The organism is Streptomyces sp. NPDC018263 (assembly GCF_055562575.1).
Genome location: NZ_JBVHFA010000002.1, coordinates 372,549 through 387,933, shown reverse-complemented (window position 1 = coordinate 387,933; position 15,385 = coordinate 372,549). Strand labels below are relative to the sequence as shown.

16 protein-coding genes are annotated in these 15,385 nt (G+C 74.4%); 8 read left to right on the top strand and 8 right to left on the bottom strand.

The window, feature by feature from the left end:
* Positions 1-131 precede the first annotated feature (131 nt).
* Together ACZ3HQ_RS06655 and ACZ3HQ_RS06650 are read left to right on the top strand one after the other, a co-directional pair.
* Positions 132-1,307 carry a spore photoproduct lyase family protein gene (locus ACZ3HQ_RS06655; protein ID WP_467508605.1) on the top strand — a complete coding sequence of 392 codons (1,176 nt, stop codon included), beginning with the start codon at positions 132-134 and terminating at the stop codon, positions 1,305-1,307.
* Positions 1,308-1,416: 109 nt separating this feature from the next.
* Positions 1,417-2,520: an NADH:flavin oxidoreductase/NADH oxidase gene (locus ACZ3HQ_RS06650; RefSeq protein ID WP_467508604.1), complete on the top strand. Its 1,104-nt coding sequence runs from the start codon at positions 1,417-1,419 to the stop codon at positions 2,518-2,520.
* 13 nt (positions 2,521-2,533) lie between these two features.
* On the opposite strand, the gene ACZ3HQ_RS06645 is transcribed toward ACZ3HQ_RS06650, so the two are convergent.
* The gene (locus ACZ3HQ_RS06645; protein ID WP_467508603.1) at positions 2,534-3,691 is read right to left on the bottom strand and encodes an anhydro-N-acetylmuramic acid kinase; all 1,158 of its coding nucleotides are present in this window, start codon (positions 3,689-3,691) and stop codon (positions 2,534-2,536) included.
* A complete protein-coding gene (locus tag ACZ3HQ_RS06640; protein ID WP_467508602.1) occupies positions 3,654-4,982 on the bottom strand; it encodes an MFS transporter in 1,329 nt (442 codons plus the stop codon). Before ACZ3HQ_RS06640 ends, ACZ3HQ_RS06645 begins: the two co-directional genes overlap by 38 nt.
* 326 nt (positions 4,983-5,308) lie before the next feature.
* Between ACZ3HQ_RS06640 and ACZ3HQ_RS06635 the strand changes: the two genes are divergently transcribed.
* Positions 5,309-6,136 carry an alpha/beta fold hydrolase gene (locus ACZ3HQ_RS06635; RefSeq protein WP_467508601.1) on the top strand — a complete coding sequence of 276 codons (828 nt, stop codon included), beginning with the start codon at positions 5,309-5,311 and terminating at the stop codon, positions 6,134-6,136.
* Positions 6,123-6,692: a GNAT family N-acetyltransferase gene (locus tag ACZ3HQ_RS06630; protein ID WP_467508600.1), complete on the top strand. Its 570-nt coding sequence runs from the start codon at positions 6,123-6,125 to the stop codon at positions 6,690-6,692. Before ACZ3HQ_RS06635 ends, ACZ3HQ_RS06630 begins: the two co-directional genes overlap by 14 nt.
* On the opposite strand, the gene ACZ3HQ_RS06625 is transcribed toward ACZ3HQ_RS06630, so the two are convergent.
* Positions 6,664-8,004 carry a hypothetical protein gene (locus tag ACZ3HQ_RS06625; protein ID WP_467508599.1) on the bottom strand — a complete coding sequence of 447 codons (1,341 nt, stop codon included), beginning with the start codon at positions 8,002-8,004 and terminating at the stop codon, positions 6,664-6,666. The two genes, ACZ3HQ_RS06630 and ACZ3HQ_RS06625, sit on opposite strands and share 29 nt — an antisense overlap.
* 113 nt (positions 8,005-8,117) lie before the next feature.
* Between ACZ3HQ_RS06625 and ACZ3HQ_RS06620 the strand changes: the two genes are divergently transcribed.
* Both ACZ3HQ_RS06620 and ACZ3HQ_RS06615 read left to right on the top strand, forming a co-directional pair.
* A complete protein-coding gene (locus tag ACZ3HQ_RS06620) occupies positions 8,118-9,350 on the top strand; it encodes a molybdopterin-dependent oxidoreductase (RefSeq protein WP_467508598.1) in 1,233 nt (410 codons plus the stop codon).
* Complete coding sequence (locus ACZ3HQ_RS06615; RefSeq protein WP_467508597.1) at positions 9,350-9,805, top strand: hypothetical protein; 456 nt, start codon at positions 9,350-9,352, stop codon at positions 9,803-9,805. The genes ACZ3HQ_RS06620 and ACZ3HQ_RS06615 overlap by 1 nt, the downstream gene beginning before the upstream one ends.
* Here the strand turns inward: ACZ3HQ_RS06615 and ACZ3HQ_RS06610 are convergent.
* From ACZ3HQ_RS06610 to ACZ3HQ_RS06600, 3 genes are read right to left on the bottom strand one after another with little or no spacing between them, the layout of a single operon-like run.
* The gene (locus ACZ3HQ_RS06610) at positions 9,694-10,422 is read right to left on the bottom strand and encodes a class I SAM-dependent methyltransferase (RefSeq protein ID WP_467508596.1); all 729 of its coding nucleotides are present in this window, start codon (positions 10,420-10,422) and stop codon (positions 9,694-9,696) included. The two genes, ACZ3HQ_RS06615 and ACZ3HQ_RS06610, sit on opposite strands and share 112 nt — an antisense overlap.
* Positions 10,419-11,036 carry a TIGR04282 family arsenosugar biosynthesis glycosyltransferase gene (locus ACZ3HQ_RS06605; protein WP_467508595.1) on the bottom strand — a complete coding sequence of 206 codons (618 nt, stop codon included), beginning with the start codon at positions 11,034-11,036 and terminating at the stop codon, positions 10,419-10,421. The genes ACZ3HQ_RS06610 and ACZ3HQ_RS06605 overlap by 4 nt, the downstream gene beginning before the upstream one ends.
* 43 nt (positions 11,037-11,079) lie before the next feature.
* Positions 11,080-11,811, bottom strand: coding sequence for a glycosyltransferase family 2 protein (locus tag ACZ3HQ_RS06600; protein ID WP_467508594.1), 732 nt, complete (start codon positions 11,809-11,811; stop codon positions 11,080-11,082).
* A 105-nt stretch (positions 11,812-11,916) separates the two neighbouring features.
* Here ACZ3HQ_RS06600 and ACZ3HQ_RS06595 point away from each other — a divergent pair, with 105 nt between their 5' ends.
* Both ACZ3HQ_RS06595 and ACZ3HQ_RS06590 read left to right on the top strand, forming a co-directional pair.
* Positions 11,917-12,672 carry a response regulator transcription factor gene (locus ACZ3HQ_RS06595; RefSeq protein WP_467508593.1) on the top strand — a complete coding sequence of 252 codons (756 nt, stop codon included), beginning with the start codon at positions 11,917-11,919 and terminating at the stop codon, positions 12,670-12,672.
* A 1-nt stretch (position 12,673) separates the two neighbouring features.
* The gene (locus tag ACZ3HQ_RS06590) at positions 12,674-13,786 is read left to right on the top strand and encodes a sensor histidine kinase (RefSeq protein WP_467508592.1); all 1,113 of its coding nucleotides are present in this window, start codon (positions 12,674-12,676) and stop codon (positions 13,784-13,786) included.
* Position 13,787: 1 nt separating this feature from the next.
* Here ACZ3HQ_RS06590 and ACZ3HQ_RS06585 read toward each other — a convergent pair whose 3' ends face one another.
* On the bottom strand, positions 13,788-14,777 hold the full coding sequence (locus ACZ3HQ_RS06585) for an NAD-dependent epimerase/dehydratase family protein (RefSeq protein ID WP_467508591.1): 990 nt from the start codon (positions 14,775-14,777) through the stop codon (positions 13,788-13,790).
* A gap of 77 nt (positions 14,778-14,854) precedes the next feature.
* On the bottom strand, positions 14,855-15,319 hold the full coding sequence (locus tag ACZ3HQ_RS06580) for a DUF5709 domain-containing protein (protein ID WP_467508590.1): 465 nt from the start codon (positions 15,317-15,319) through the stop codon (positions 14,855-14,857).
* Positions 15,320-15,385: the final 66 nt, after the last annotated feature.

Sequence of the window (15,385 nt, the reverse complement as noted above, 5' to 3'; positions counted from 1 at the left end):
GCGGCGGGGCGGGGGTGCGGTGACCGTCCCCCTCTCGGCGCACTCGTTCCGGCACGGTGCTGTCCTGCCGGAGTGGGATGCTGGGAGGGGAACCGAGCCCTCACTCGCCACCCCGCACCGCTGGAGCCGCCGTGTCCCCGACCTCCTCCCCCGCCTCCGGCGACCCGGACGCCCTCTTCGGGCTGACCGAGCTGCTGGGCGCCGAGGACCACACCGAGGACCCGGCGCCGGCCGACACCCCCGAGCCGGTGGCCCGCCTGCTCGACGTGCGGGAGATCTACGCCGAGCCCGCCGCCGCGCTCTCCCCGCGCGGCCGGCAGGTCATCGCCCGCTTCCCCCGGGCGCGCGTGCTGGAGGTCGACTCGCACTGGAACATCCCCCACCTGCACGGCAACGAGGGCAACGCCGACCGCTGGGTGCGGGTCAAGCGGCAGACGCTGGTCCTCGGCGTGCGCAAGTCGCTGACCGTCCGCCCCAACGGACGCTCGGCCGACTGGATCGCCCCCGGCGCCTCCAACGGCTGCGCCATGTCCTGCGCGTACTGCTACGTCCCGCGCCGCAAGGGGTACGCCAACCCGATCACCGTGTTCACCAACATCGGGGACGTGGTCGACGCCCTGGAGAGGCACATCACCTCCCTCGGCCCCAAGCGGGAGCCCACGCAGTGCGACGAGGAGCGCTGGGTGTACGACACCGGGGAGAACGGCGACTGCTCGGTGGACGCGCTGATCAGCGACAACACCGCCGACCTCGTCGCCGCCTTCCGGCGGTGGCCCACCGCGATGGCCTCCTTCGCCACCAAGTACGTCAACCGGGACCTGCTCGCCCTGGACCCGCGCGGCTCGACCCGTATCCGCTTCTCGGTGATGCCGCCCGGCGACTCCCGGCTGCTGGACGTACGGACCAGCCCCGTGGCCGAGCGGATCGCCGCCGCCGCGGACTTCCTGGACGCGGGCTACGAGGTGCACTTCAACCTCTCCCCCGTCGTGCTGCGCCCCGGCTGGGAGGAGGACTGGGCGGAGCTGCTGCGGCACCTGGACGACGTACTGCCCGCGCGGGTGAAGGCGCAGGCGGCGGCCGAGGTCATCATGCTGACGCACAACCGGCAGCTCCACGACGTGAACCTGCGCTGGCACCCGCGCGCCGAGGACGTGCTGTGGCGCCCGGAGATCCAGCAGGCCAAACGCTCGGAGAACGGCGCGCTGAACGTGCGGTACCGCAACGACGTCAAGCGCGAGGGCGTGGAGCGGCTCACCGGGCTGGTCGCGGCGCACGCGCCCTGGCTGCGGGTGCGGTACGCGTTCTGAGCGGACAGGGCTCCCGGGGAATCCATGGCGCGTACACGGTGTTACCCGTGTCGGTCCGCCTTCGGCACGGCGGGCCGCCCTGTCGACCCGCGACCCCTGGGAGCCACGCGTGAGCGTCCTGTTCGAACCGCTGTCCCTCCGCTCGCTGACCGTGCGGAACCGCCTGTGGATGGCGCCGATGTGCCAGTACTCGGCCGCCCCGGAGGGCCCCGGGACCGGCGCGCCGAACGACTGGCACTTCCAGCACCTCGCGGCACGCGCGGCGGGCGGCACCGGCCTGATCCTCACCGAGGCCACCGCCGTCAGCCCGGAGGGCCGGATCAGCCCGTACGACCTGGGGCTGTGGAACGACACCCAGCAGGCCGCGTTCGCGCGGATCACCCGCTTCCTCAAGTCCCAGGGGACCGTCCCCGGCATCCAGATCGCGCACGCCGGGCGCAAGGCGTCCACCGAGCGGACCTGGGTGGACCGGGGCGCCCCGATCGCCCCCGGTGACGGCTACGGCTGGCGGCCCGTCTCGCCCAGCGCGCTCCCCTTCGACGACGGGTACACCACCCCCGCGGAGCTGACCACCGACGAGATCGACGCGATCGTCGGGGAGTTCGCGGCCACCGCCCGGCGAGCACTCGCGGCAGGCTTCGAGGTCGCCGAGATCCACGGCGCCCACGGCTACCTCGTCCACCAGTTCCTCTCCCCGTACGCCAACCACCGCACCGACGCCTACGGCGGCTCCTACGAGGGGCGGGCCCGGTTCGCGCTGCGGGTCGCGGAGGCGGTCCGCGCAGTGTGGCCCGACGAACTCCCGTTGTTCTTCCGGGTCTCGGCCACCGACTGGCTCACCGAGGACGAGAGCGACGACCGTACGGGCTGGACGGTGGACGACACGGTGCGTCTCGCGGCCGACCTCGGCCATCGGGGTGTCGACCTGATCGACGTGTCCTCCGGCGGCATCGCGCCCGACGCCCGCATCCAGACCGGCCCCGGTTACCAGGTGCCGTTCGCCGAGCGGGTGCGCCGGGAGACCGGTCTGCCGGTCGCCGCGGTGGGGCTCATCACGGAGGCACGCCAGGCGGAGAAGATCGTCGCCGACGGCCAGGCCGACGCCGTCCTGCTCGGCCGGGAGCTGCTCCGCGATCCGTACTTCGCGCTGCGCGCGGCCCGCGAACTCGGCGCCGAGCCGTACGTCGCGCAGCCGTACCACCGGGCGTTCTGAGCGGGCGTCGGGGTCACTCCAACTCCAGGCGCACGGGCGCCTGTTCCGGCCGCGGGGGCAACCTGAGTCCGTCGCGGCCGGGGGTCAGGGAGCCCAGGACGCTCGGATGGCGGGCGCCCGTGCTCGCGGGGTCCGTTCCGGCGAGGCCGTGCAGGGTGAGGAAGCCCAGGACGGCGAAGACGTACGCCTCCTTGGCGGCCGAGGGCAGGCCCAGATCGTCGGAGAGGCGCACCGGGACGCCGGGGAGCGCGGCGGCGAGGGCACGCATCAGCGCGGGGTTCCGGGTGCCGCCGCCGGAGGCGACGACCTCGGTGGCGGCGACCGACCGTACGGCGTCCGCGATCGTGCGGGCGGTCAGTGCGGTGAGCGTGGCGAGGACGTCCTCGGCGGAGAGGCCGGCCGACAGCCCGCAAGCCGTCTCCCGCAGATAACCGGGGTGGAACAGCTCCTTGCCCGTCGTCCGGGGCGCCGGACGCGCGTAGTACGGGTCGGCCAGCAGCCGCTCCAGCAGCGGCCCGTGGACCTGGCCCCGGGCGGCCAGGGCGCCGTCGGCGTCGTATGCCAGCCGGCCCCCGCTGAACTCCCGCGCCGCCGCGTCCGCCAGCGCGCATCCCGGACCGGTGTCGAAGGCGGTCCCGTCCGGCGCGGTGAGGTTGGCGATGCCGCCGATGTTGAGCGCGACCGGCGTCCCGGGCCTGCCCCGCAGCCACAGCAGGTCCACGATGCTGACCAGCGGTGCGCCCTGGCCGCCGGCGGCCACGTCACGGGGCCGGAAGTCGGCGACCACGGGCAGTCCGGTCGCCTCGGCGATCCAGGCGGGCTGCCCGAGCTGCAGCGTGCCGCGCACGCGGTCGCCGTCCACCCAGTGGTAGACGGTCTGTCCGTGCGAGGCGATCAACTCCGCCGAGCCGGCGCACAGTTCGGCATCGGCCCGAGCGGCCGCCGCCGCGAACGCCTGCCCGATCCCTGTGTCGAGCCGGCACACGTCGGCCAGCGGTACCGCCGCCGGGGGCAGCGCACCGGCGAGCAGTTCCCGCAGGCCGGGGTCGTACGGCTCGCTCACCATCCCGAGCGGCTTCAGCCGGAGCGTGTCCCCCGTGAGGCGCAGCCCGGCCGCCGCCGCGTCAATGCCGTCATACGACGTTCCCGACATCAGGCCGATCACCAGCATCGGTCCAACCCGCCTTTCCCGCAGTGCCGTTGAAAGCGGTGCTCTTGAAGAGGGCGAGCATGCTCACCGCGCAGGCCGCCGCCGCGTAGTAGGCGGGTACGTCCACGTTCCCGGTCCGCTTCACGGCCTCCGTGATGATGAGCCCGGCGCAGCCCGAGAACACGGCATTGGACAGGGCGTAGGCGAGTCCGAGCCCCGTGCAGCGCACCCGCGTGGGGAACATCTCGGCCAGCAGGGCGGGTCCCGGCCCGGCCATCAGGCCCACGATCGCACCGGCGAGCAGCACGGCCAGCCCCTTGAGCGCGGTCGAAGTGCCGTCGCTCTGCAGAAGGTCGAGCAGCGGCACCGCCAGCACGACGACCAGGCCCGCTCCCGTCAGCATCACCGGCCGCCGTCCGATCCGGTCGCTCAGCAGGCCGGCCGGGATGATCGTGGCGGCGAAGCCGAGGTTGGCCAGCACGGTCGCGATGAGCGCCTCGCGGAAGGTGGCGTGCAGCGCCGTCTGGAGGTACGAGGGCAGCACGACCAGGAAGGCGTACCCGGCCGCCGCCCAGCCCATCACCCGTCCGGCGCCCAGCGCGATGGCCCATGCCACGTCCCGCGCGGGCAGGGACTGGGCGGGCTCCTGCTCCCGGAAGGGCGGCGTCTCGTCCAGCCGCAACCGCAGCCACAGCGCGCCCAGCCCCATCGGCAGCGCCAGCAGGAACGGCAACCGCCAGCCCCACGCGCCCAGTTGGTCCTCGCTCAGCAGACTCGCCAGCACCGCAGCGACCCCCGCCCCGCCCAGCAGCCCGAGCGCCACGGTGAACGACTGCCACGCCCCGTACAGCCCCCGCCTGCCCGGTGGCGCGAACTCGGTCATCACCGCGACGGCGCCCCCGAACTCCCCTCCCGCGGACAGTCCTTGGAGCACCCGGAGCAGGGTCAGCAGCCAGGGTGCCAGGACGCCGACCGTGGCATAGGTCGGCAGCGCGCCGATCAGTGCCGTAGTCACCGTCATCAGCGAGACCACCAGGATCAGCACCGGCCGCCGCCCGATGCGGTCCCCGAGCCGCCCGAACAGGGCCGCGCCGACCGGGCGGAAGAAGAACGCCAGCGCGAAGGAGGCGTACGTCTTGACCAGCCCCCCGACCGTGCCACCGCCGGCCGGGGTGAAGAAGCGCTCCGCGATCACGGTGGCGAAGTAGCCGTACACCCCGAACTCGTACCACTCGATGAAGTTGCCCACCGACCCGGCGACCACCGCCCGCACCGACGGCCGACGCTCTTCGGCCACCCGCTCCGTCTCCATGGCAACGCCCTCACCGTCGTCACACGCTCTTCGCCCGGTATCCGCCGCACCACCGGCCACCTGTCAGGGCCATGCGTGCCCAGCCGGGCCCGCGCTTACCCGGACCCCTGTGGAGCCGGTACCAGCTCCCCGGTCACCGGCGCCCCCGGCACTCCCCGGGGACGCAGCGCGGCCACGGCGCGTTCGGCGATCGCGCCGTGGCCGCGCCACACGGGTACGTATCCGACCGCGCACGCCGCTGTGCCATCGGCTCGGTACGTCCCTATGCTCGGCTCCCACCGCAGACGCTCCGCCCGGAGCGCCTCCCGGAGCGAAGGAGCCCCCAGGTGCCCACTGCCGAGGTCAATGGCGCAGCGATCGCGTACACCGACACCGGCGCGCCTCCGGGCAGGCCGGACGCGCCGGCCGTGGTCTTCGGTCATGGGCTGCTGTTCAGCGGCTGGATGTTCCATCCGCAGATCGAGGTGCTCCGGGAGCACTACCGCTGTGTGACCGTGGACTGGCGCGGCCAGGGTGACACTCCCGCGACGCCGTCCGGGTACGACATGGACACCCTGACCGCCGACGCGGTCGCCCTGATCGGGCATCTGGGCCTCGGGCCCGTGCACTGGGTGGGCCTGTCCATGGGCGGCTTCGTCGGCCAGCGCATCGCGGCCCGCCACGGCGAACTGCTGCGTTCGCTCACCCTGTTGGACACGAGCGCGGACGGCGAGCCGTCGGACAAGGCCGCCGAGTACCGGCTGCTGGCCCGCGTCTACCGGTTCACCGGCGTCGGGCCGGTGCTGGGGAAGGTGAAGGCCGCGATGTTCGGTCCCGGCTTCCTGGCCGACCCGGCGAGCGAGCCGGTCATCGACGAGTGGGTACGACGCCTGCGGCGCTGCGAGCGGGCCGGGATACGCAAGGCCGTGCTCGGCGTCATCGAACGGACGCCCGTGCACGACGAGTTGGGCCGCATCTCGGTACCCACCCTGGTCGCCGTCGGCGCCGACGACCTGGCCACTCCCCCCGCCGATGCCAAGCGCCTCGCGGCCGCCGTGAAGGGGGCCCGGCTGGAGGTGGTGCCGGGGGCCGGGCACAGCAGCACGCTCGAACAGCCCGCCGCGCTCACGGCGTTGATCGGTGACTTCCTGGCCTCGGTGGATGTCCGCCGCTGAGCGGGGCGGGGCGGCGCCCTCGCTGAAGCCGCTGACCGCCGAACTCGCCCCGGCCGTGATGGCGTTCGAGCTGGCGAACCGCGACTACTTCGCCGCTGCCGTCCCCGACCGGGGCGACGAGTACTTCGCCCGCTTCACCGACCGCTACGACGCCCTCCTCGCCGAACAGGCCACCGGCGTGTGTGCCTTCTACCTGCTCGTCACCGGCACCGGCACGGTCCTGGGCCGCTTCAACCTCTACGACCTCGCCGACGGCACCGCCGAGGTCGGCTACCGGGTCGCGGAACACGCCAGCGGGCGGGGCGTGGCCACGGCGGCCGTACGGGAGTTGTGCGTGCTGGCGGCGACCGAGCACGCCCTGCACACCCTCCGCGCGGCCACCGCCCACGAGAACATCGCCTCTCAACGCGTCCTGCTCAAGGCGGGGTTCGTCCGCACCGGCCCCGCCGGTCCGGCCGACCTCGGAGGCAAATCGGGGAGTTGGTACCAACTCGACCTCTCTCACCCGGCCATGAGCGGCGCGCCTCTCACCACCCCGTCAGCAGAAGGTGGTTGAGCAGCAGGGCCAGGATCACCTGGGCGGCCAGCCAGGCGCGGGGGCGTGGCAGCAGGGCGCAGGCGGACAGGAGCCACACCGCGAAGGGCAGCCAGATGCGTTCCGTCTCCGCCTTGCTCATGCCGGAGAGATCCGCGATCAGCAGGGCGGCCAGGGCAGCGCCGACGATCAGCGCGAGGCGGCCTGCGGGGCGGTCGCCGTCCCGGTTGACGAGGGAACGGGCGGTGCGCGGGAGGGCCCCCGCCGTAGCCGGGCCGGTGATGAGCGCGGCGCAGGCGAGGTTGGCCCAGATCCAGTAACTGTAGGGGCGGGTGCCGCCGACGCCCTGGTAGTAGCGGGTGACCAACAGGTGGTAGGCCGTCCACCAGTTGAAGCCGAGCAGGCCGAACACCACGGGGGTGACCGCCAGTCCGGCCAGGAAGGGCAGCACGATCAGGGGGCGGGCCCGGAGATCCGCCCGGGCGAGGACGACCACCGCGAGCCCGATCAGAGCGATCAGGGTGAGCCCGTAGGAGAGGTAGCCTGTCAGGCCGGCCAGCAGGCCGGAGGCGGCTGCCCAGAGCAGGGAGCGCCGGGTGAGCGCGAGCGCGAGGCAGGCCACTGCCCAGGCGGCCACCGCGGCGAAGTAGGCGTCGGCCGAGGCTCCCATCCAGACCGCGGCCGGGGCCAGGACCAGGAAGGGTGCCGCGCGCCGGGCGAGGCGCTCGTCCGCCAGTGCCCGCACGGCGACCAGCACCGCGGCGGAGGCGGACGCGCCGAGGGTCACGCACCACGTCCCGGCCCAGCCGCCCCCGCCGAGACCGATCCGGTCCAGCAGGACGAAGGTCACGGTGGCGGCGGGGGGATGGCCGGCGACATGGGCGGGCCAGTTGCCGGGGACACCGGCGAGGATGTGGTCGTCGAAGCCGCGCAGGGTGGCCGGGATGTCGTGGAAGCGGTCGATGACCTGGAGGTACTCGTTCGCGGTGGTGAGCCGGGTGGCGATGCCGCCGTGCCAGCCGTCGATCAGGGCGAGGGAGACGATCCAGGCCGCCGACGCGGCCCAGGTCACCCAGGGCAGCGCGCGCCAGGGCAGCCGCGCGGCGAGCGTGGGCCCGTACGCCACCCCGGCCGCCGCGAGCGCCGACGCGGCCGGGGTGGCGGGGCCGATGTGCGGGTCCCAGTCGGCGAAGAGCGGCGGCCAGTGCACGAACAGGGTGTGGTGGGCGTCCTGGATGTGACGGCCGACCAGGACGGCGGCGGTCACCAGGAGCACGGCTGCCGCGGCGGCGTACAGGTCTCGGCGTGAGGTGTGGGGCTGGCGGTGGATCACACCGGAACGCTAGGCCGCAGGGGCGGCTCCGGTCCGCCTTCCGGGCCGGACGTCAGCGTTTCGTCATGGGTCGCGCACCCGTTCCGGGGTGTTCCGCGGCCTACGGTCGGGGCATGCGCGACGATCCCCGGCTTCCCACTTCTCCCCGCTTCTGGCGCAGTCCCGTGCGGGGCACCCGGTTCACGGCGGTGCTCGGGCTGGTGCTGCTCGGCGGCATCAGCGTGCTGTTCGTGACCGGGCTCGTGTCCTACGCCGCCTACAACCCGGGCCTCTCACCGGTGAACGACACCACCCCGGACAAGGGGGTGCTCGGCTTCTACCTGTTCGACTGGCCGGCCGGGCCCTCCTGGCTGTACCGGCTGACCCAGGGCGTCCATGTCACGCTGGGCGTCGTGCTGGTGCCGGTGCTGCTGGCCAAGCTGTGGTCGGTGGTGCCGAAGCTGTTCACGCTGCCGCCGGCCCGTTCGGTGGCGCACGCGCTGGAGCGGGTCTCGCTGCTGCTCCTGGTCGGCGGCGCGCTGTTCCAGTTCGTCACCGGGCTGCTCAACATCCAGTTGGAGTACGTCTTCCCCGGCTCGTTCTACCCCCTGCACTTCTACGGCGCCTGGGTGTTCATCGCCGCCTTCGTCGTCCACGCGGCCCTGCGGACCCCGGTGGCCGTGCGTGCCGTACGCGCGTGGCGGCAGGACGAGGCCGGACTGGCGGCGCCCGACCCCGCACCGCCCACGGTGTCCCGGCGTGGCGCGCTGTGGCTGGTCGGCGGCGGTTCGCTGCTGCTGTTCGCGACGACCGTCGGACAGAGTCTCGGCGGCCCGCTGCGCCGTACCGCCCTGCTCGCGCCGCACGGCGGGTCCGACCCCGGTGGCGGGCCGAACGGCTTCCAGATCAACAAGACGGCCCGTTACGCCGGGATCACCGACGCGGACACGCACCCGGACGCCTGGCGGCTGGTCGTCACCGGTCCGGCCGGGACGGTACGGCTCAGCCGCGCCGAGCTGCTCCGTCTGCCGCAGCACAGTTCGTCGCTGCCGATCGCGTGCGTGGAGGGCTGGTCCACGGCGGACCAGTGGTGGCGCGGGGTGCGGCTGCGCGACCTGGCCGCGCTCGCCGGGTACGGCGGCGCCCCGCCCGATGTGCTCGTGGAGTCCCTCCAGCGGCACGGCGCCTTCCGGCGGGCGGCGCTGCGCGCCAACCAGGTGTCCGACCCGCGCTCCCTGCTCGCCCTGTCCGTCAACGGCGAGGAGCTGTCCCCCGACCACGGCTATCCGGCGCGGATCATCGTGCCCGCCGCTCCCGGCGTCCACAACACCAAGTGGGTGGGCCGGCTGACCTTCGGAGACCTGTGATGCGCCGGCCGACGTTCCGCGCCCTGCTCGGCAGTCCGCTGCAACTGCTGTTGCTGGTCTGCTCGTTCGCGCTCGTCGCCTATGCGGGGGTGCGGCTGCTCGCCGGCGACTGGCTCGGGGTGGTCCTCTGGTTCGTGGGGGCCGCCCTGCTGCACGACCTGGTGCTGGTGCCGCTGTACTCCACGCTCGACCGCGCGCTGAGGGCCGGGACCGCGGCGCGGTGGACGCTCTACGTACGCGTGCCCGCCGTGCTGTCCGGGCTGGCGCTGCTGGTGTGGGCCCCGCTGATCCTGGGTCTGTCCGCCGACCGCTACCGGTCGGCCACCGGACTCGACCCGGACGTCTACCTCTCCCGCTGGCTGCTGATCACGGCCGCGCTCTTCGGCGGCTCCGCGCTGCTGCTCGTCCTGCGGCTGCGCAGGGCGACGAAGCACCGCTCGCCCGAGGTCCACTGAACGGTATTGGGCCAGCCCCCGCGCCGCGCCAGTTCCAGCAGCGCGGGGGTGCCGATACGGGCCCACGGGAACGGCTCGCCCACCGCTCCCCCGCCGTGGGCCACGTCCACCACCCGCACCCGGGTCCGCTCGTCCACGTCACCGGGCACGGTCTCGACGACCAACAGGCCGCCGGGACACAGGAGTTCCCGCATCCGGTCCAGCAGGGCGGCCACATCGCCGCCGATGCCCACATTGCCGTCCATGAGCAGCACGGTGCCCCAGCCGCCCTCGCCGGGCAGTGGGTCGAACACCGAGCGGTGCAGCGCCCGCCCGCCGAGCGTGTGGGTACGGGCCACCGCTGCCTCGCTCACGTCGACGCCGAGGGCGCTGCGGCCGCGCGCGGCGAGTTCCGCGACCAGCCTGCCCGGTCCGCAGCCCACGTCGAGCACGGCACCCTCGCAGAGATCCAGCACCGCCCGGTCCACGGCGTCGGCCGCCGCGCACCAGCGCTCCACGTCCAGCGGCAGCAGCCAGCCGTCGCCCCGGCGCAGGAACAGCGGGCCCCGGCCGGTGCGCAGCGCTGTGGCGTACGGGTCGGAGGCGGCCCAGGCGGGGGGTGCGGTCGCGGTGCTCATGACGCTCCGGGGTGGGTGAGGGCCGCCAGGCGCGCGGCGAAGGCGGTGTCCGGGGCGAGGGCGGCGACCTCGCGGGCGTCGGCGGCGGTGTCGACGTCGCGCAGCCGGGGCAGATCCCGTACCCGCAGCCCGGCGGCGGCCAGCCGCTCGCGCTGCACGCTCCCCGTCTCGGGCACGGACATCGGAACGCCCCGCAGCAGCTCGGGTTCCGGGCGCGCGAGGCCGAGGGCCCAGAAGCCGCCGTCCTCGGCCGGGCCGAAGCGGGCGTCGCAGTCGGTGAAGTCCGGGATCAGCAGGTCCGGGGTGATCTGCGGGGTGTCCATGCCGACCAGCAGTGCGGGCCCGGTGCAGCGGGCGAAGGCGTCCGCGAGCCGTTCGTCGAGACCGCCCGCGCACTGCGGTACGACCTCGAACCCGTCCGGCAGCCAGGGCCCCGGCCGTCCGTCCAGGACCAGTACCCGGCGTGTCGCGGGGGCGGCGGCCACAGCGCGCAGTGTGTCCGTGAGCGCGGCCTCGGCGAGCGCGGCGGCCTGGGCGGGGGTGTACGGCGGGGTGAGCCGGGTCTTGACCCTGCCGGGCCGGGGTTCCTTGGCGATGACGAGGAGAGTGGTCATGGGCGTTCTCCAGGTACCGCAGCGCCGGGGGGAGTCCCTGCCGTCACCGGGTACCCCCCGGCGCCGTCCGCTCCCGCTCCGCCGGAGGCGCTTCGCGCAGGACCCTGCTCATGTCGCGTACCGCGTGCCAGGTGCCGCGCCAGGTGCCGGTGACCTTGGAGGTGCCGGAGCGCGGCAGGTAGGGCACGTCGTGCTCGGTGACCCGCCAGCCCGCGTCGGCCGCGCGGACCACCATCTCCAGGGGGTAGCCGCTGCGCCGGTCGGTGAGGCCGAGGGTGAGCAGCGCTTCGCGGCGGGCGGCGCGCAGCGGGCCGAGGTCGCGCAGGGCGAGGCCGGTGCGGCGGCGCAGCAGCAGGGAGAGCGCGAGGTTGCCCGCGCGGGCGTGCGCGGGCCAGCTCCCCCGCCCCTGCGGCCGGCGCCGGCCGAGCACCAGGTCGGCTGCGCCCGCGCGCACCTCCTCGACGAAGGGCACCAGCAGGCCGGGGTCGAGGGAGGCGTCGCAGTCGCAGAAGCAGACCAGGTCGGCGGTGGCGGCGAGCAGCCCGGCGTGGCAGGCGGCGCCGAAGCCGCGCCGTTCCTCGCGTACGACGGTCGCGCCGTGGGCGCGGGCGACCTCGGCGGAACTGTCGGTGGAGCCGTTGTCCACGACGAGCGCGCGCCAGCCGGCCGGGACGCGGGCCAGGACCCAGGGCAGCGCCTCGGCCTCGTCCAGGCAGGGCAGCACGACGTCCACGGCGGGACCGGTGGGTGGGGGTGAGGTGGTCACGGCTTTCACCCTACGAAGCCGAACCAGGACGAACCGGACTTCCGCTCCTTACGAAACGCGGACGTCCGGCCGCCGTGGCGGCCGGGGCCCGGCCGTGGTGCCAGGCTGGTGGGCATGCAGCAGCCGTACTCAACCCCGTCCGCGGGCCGTGTCCTGGTCGTGGACGACGACCCGACCGTGGCGGAGGTCGTCGCCGGATATCTGGCCCGCGCCGGGCATGTGGTGGACCGTGCCGCCGACGGCCCGTCCGCCCTCGCCTCCGCCGCCGGCCAGTGGCCCGACCTGGTGGTGCTCGACCTGATGCTGCCCGGCATGGACGGCCTGGAGGTGTGCGCGCGGCTGCGTGAGCGCGGGCCGGTCCCGGTCGTCATGCTCACCGCGCGCGGCGAGGAGGACGACCGGGTGCTCGGTCTGGAGGTCGGCGCGGACGACTATGTGACGAAGCCGTTCAGCCCGCGCGAGCTGGTGCTGCGCGTGGAGTCGGTGCTGCGCCGCAGCCGCCCCGCCGCTCAGGCGCCGCCCGCCTCGGGCCCGCTCGCGGCGGCGGGCCTGACCCTCGACGCGGCCGCGCGCCGGGCCACCAAGAACGGTGCCGAACTCGCCCTGACACTGCGGGAGTTCGACCTGCTGGCGTTCCTGCTGCGGCATCCGGGACGTGCCTTCGGCCGGGAGGAGCTGATGCGGGAGGTGTGGGGCTGGGACTTCGGCGATCTGTCCACGGTGACCGTGCATGTCCGGAGACTGCGGGGCAAGATCGAGGACGATCCGGCCCGGCCCCGGCTGATCCGTACCGTCTGGGGCGTCGGCTACCGCTTCGAACCCGACGCCTCCGCCGAACCGGATGCCTCCGCCGAACCGGACGAGGGCTGAGATGCGTGCCAACCTTCTGATCGCCCTGTACGCCTTCCTCGGCGCCGCCGCCTCCGGCCTGCTCGGCGCGGCCGCGCTGCGGCTGGTCCGGCGCCGTTCGCTGACCGCGTCACTGGCGGTGGTGGCGGGCGTCGGCGTGTTCGCCATGCTGGCGGGAACCATGGCGGTGGCCTGGGCGATGTTCCTCTCCCCGCACGACCTGCGCGTGGTCACCACGGTCGTCGCCATGGCGGCGGCCGTCTCGCTGCCCACCGCGCTCCTCCTGGGCCGCCGGGTGGTGGCCCGCAGTCGCGAACTGACCGACGCGGCGCGGAACTTCGGTGACGCCGACGCCTTCGCCGCTCCAACGGCTCCGGCCACCGCCGAACTCGACGCCCTGAGCCGGGAACTGGCCGCGACCAGCGCCCGGTTGGCCGCCTCCCGTGAGCGTGAGCGCGCCCTGGAGGCGTCCCGGCGTGAACTGGTCGCCTGGATCTCGCACGATCTGCGTACCCCGCTGGCCGGTCTGCGGGCCATGTCGGAGGCGCTGGAGGACGGGGTGGCCGCCGACCCGCCCCGCTACCTCCGGCAGATCCGCACCGAGGTGGAACGTCTCAACGGCATGGTCGGCGACCTCTTCGAACTCTCCCGCATCCACGCCGGGACACTCCCGCTGAGCCCCACCCGGATCTCGCTGTACGACCTGGTGGGCGACGCCCTCGCCGGGGTCGGCCCGCTCGCCCGCGAGCACGGGGTACGGCTGGTGGGCGACGGCGTGCGGCCGGTGCCGGTCGAGGTGGACGGCCGGGAGATGAGCCGGGTCATCGCCAACCTGCTGGTCAACGCCATCCGCCGGACCCCTGCCGACGGCACGGTCGCCGTCGCGGCCCGGCGGGCGCCGGAGGGCGTGGTGCTGTCGGTGACGGACGGCTGCGGCGGCATCCCGGAGGAGGATCTGCCCCGCGTCTTCGACACCGGCTGGCGCGGCACGGACGCGCGTACCCCTCCGGCAGGCGCCGGGCTCGGGCTGGCGATCGTGCGCGGGATCGTGGAGGCGCACCAGGGTCGGGCGAGCGTACGGAACATCCCCGGCGGCTGCCGCTTCGAGGTGACCCTGCCCGCCCCGGCCTCCTGACTCAGCCGGTCCCGGCGAACTCCGCCATCCCCTCGGCGAAGCCGACCTGCGGCCGCCAGTCCAGGTCGGCGCGCAGCCGGGCGGAGTCGGCGGTGATGTGCCGTACGTCCCCGAGCCGGTACTCGCCGGTGACCACCGGCTCCGGGCCGCCGTGCGCGGCGGCCAGCGCCCGGGCCAGTTCGCCGACGGTACGGGGCTCGCCGCTGCCGGTGTTGTACGCGGTCAGGGTGCCGGGCCGGTCCGGCGCCAGCAGCGCGGCCAGGTTCGCCGCGGCCACGTCCCGTACGTGCACGAAGTCGCGCCGCTGACCTCCGTCCTCGAACACCCGTGGCGCCTCGCCGCGTGCCAGGGCCGAGCGGAAGAATGCGGCGACCCCGGCGTACGGGGTGTCGCGGGGCATCCGGGGGCCGTACACGTTGTGGTAGCGCAGGGAGAGCGCCGTGCCGCCGGTGACGCGGGCCCACGCGGCGGCCAGGTGTTCCTGGGCCAGCTTGGTGGCGGCGTAGACGTTGCGCGGGTCGGCCGGGGCGTCCTCGCCCACCAGGCCGGGGACGAGCGCGGTGCCGCACAGGGGGCAGGGCGGCTCGAAGCGGCCCGCCCTCAGGTCGGCCTCGGCGCGCGGACCGGGCCGTACGACCCCGTGCTCCGGACACTCGTAGCGGCCCTCGCCGTACACCACCATCGACCCGGCCAGCACCAGCCGCCGTACACCCGCCTTCGCCGTCGCGGCCAGCAGGACTGCGGTGCCGAGGTCGTTGCGGGAGACGTACTCGGCCGCGTCCGCGACACCGTCGCCCAGGCCGACCATGGCCGCCTGGTGGCAGACGGCGTCCACACCGGCGAGGGCGCGGGCCACGGCCTCCGGGTCCCGGACGTCGGCGGCGGGGTCCTCGCGAAGGTCGTAGACCACGGCCTGGTGCCCCGACGCCCGCAGCACGTCCACGACTTGCGACCCGATGAACCCGGCACCGCCGGTGACCAATACACGCATGGCCTCAACCTAGGTCCCCGGCCGCCCACTTCCCCGGTTCACCGCCCCGGCGTCACCACTCGGTAAGAACCCGGCGGTCAGCCCTCGTCCGGGATCACATGCACGGCCGCCTCCTCCGCGCCCGCCGCGCCTCCGTCGATACCGACGTCCTCCGCGACCTCTTCACTCACCGTGTCGGCGTGCGCGCCCTCGTCCGGGGCGACCAGGCGGCCCGCCCGGGCATCGCCCACCTCGGCGTCGACCGGTTCGCCCTCCCCGCCGGGCAGGTCACCGACCCCGTCACCGGCCGGCGCGCTCACGTCCGGCACCTCCTGCTCCAGCCGCTCGTCCAGCGTCTCCCCCTCCTGCTGCTCGGCGGCCGTGGTCCCGTGCTGGTTCACGCCCAGGGGCCGCTCGGGCGGGGAGTAACCCTCGTCCAGGATCTCGTCGTAGTCCCGCTCATCCACCGCGTCCTGCAGATCCAGCGGCGCGGCGTCCTCCTGCTGCTCATTGCCGCCGGTGGGCTGGTAGGCATCGTCAGCCATCGGGGTCTGCTCACTCATGGTCGCCTCCTGGCGCAGTTGGGCGTACGGTCCCGCTCCGCGTTTCCCCTGGACGGCCGATTAATC

Coding starts and splice junctions, on each gene's coding strand:
- ACZ3HQ_RS06645 (WP_467508603.1), bottom strand. CDS start 3,691: ATGCTGGTGATCGGCCTGATGTCGGGAACGTCGTATGACGGCATTGAC.
- ACZ3HQ_RS06640 (WP_467508602.1), bottom strand. CDS start 4,982: ATGGAGACGGAGCGGGTGGCCGAAGAGCGTCGGCCGTCGGTGCGGGCG.
- ACZ3HQ_RS06630 (WP_467508600.1), top strand. CDS start 6,123: ATGTCCGCCGCTGAGCGGGGCGGGGCGGCGCCCTCGCTGAAGCCGCTG.
- ACZ3HQ_RS06620 (WP_467508598.1), top strand. CDS start 8,118: ATGCGCGACGATCCCCGGCTTCCCACTTCTCCCCGCTTCTGGCGCAGT.
- ACZ3HQ_RS06615 (WP_467508597.1), top strand. CDS start 9,350: ATGCGCCGGCCGACGTTCCGCGCCCTGCTCGGCAGTCCGCTGCAACTG.
- ACZ3HQ_RS06610 (WP_467508596.1), bottom strand. CDS start 10,422: ATGAGCACCGCGACCGCACCCCCCGCCTGGGCCGCCTCCGACCCGTAC.
- ACZ3HQ_RS06605 (WP_467508595.1), bottom strand. CDS start 11,036: ATGACCACTCTCCTCGTCATCGCCAAGGAACCCCGGCCCGGCAGGGTC.
- ACZ3HQ_RS06595 (WP_467508593.1), top strand. CDS start 11,917: ATGCAGCAGCCGTACTCAACCCCGTCCGCGGGCCGTGTCCTGGTCGTG.
- ACZ3HQ_RS06590 (WP_467508592.1), top strand. CDS start 12,674: ATGCGTGCCAACCTTCTGATCGCCCTGTACGCCTTCCTCGGCGCCGCC.
- ACZ3HQ_RS06585 (WP_467508591.1), bottom strand. CDS start 14,777: ATGCGTGTATTGGTCACCGGCGGTGCCGGGTTCATCGGGTCGCAAGTC.
- ACZ3HQ_RS06580 (WP_467508590.1), bottom strand. CDS start 15,319: ATGAGTGAGCAGACCCCGATGGCTGACGATGCCTACCAGCCCACCGGC.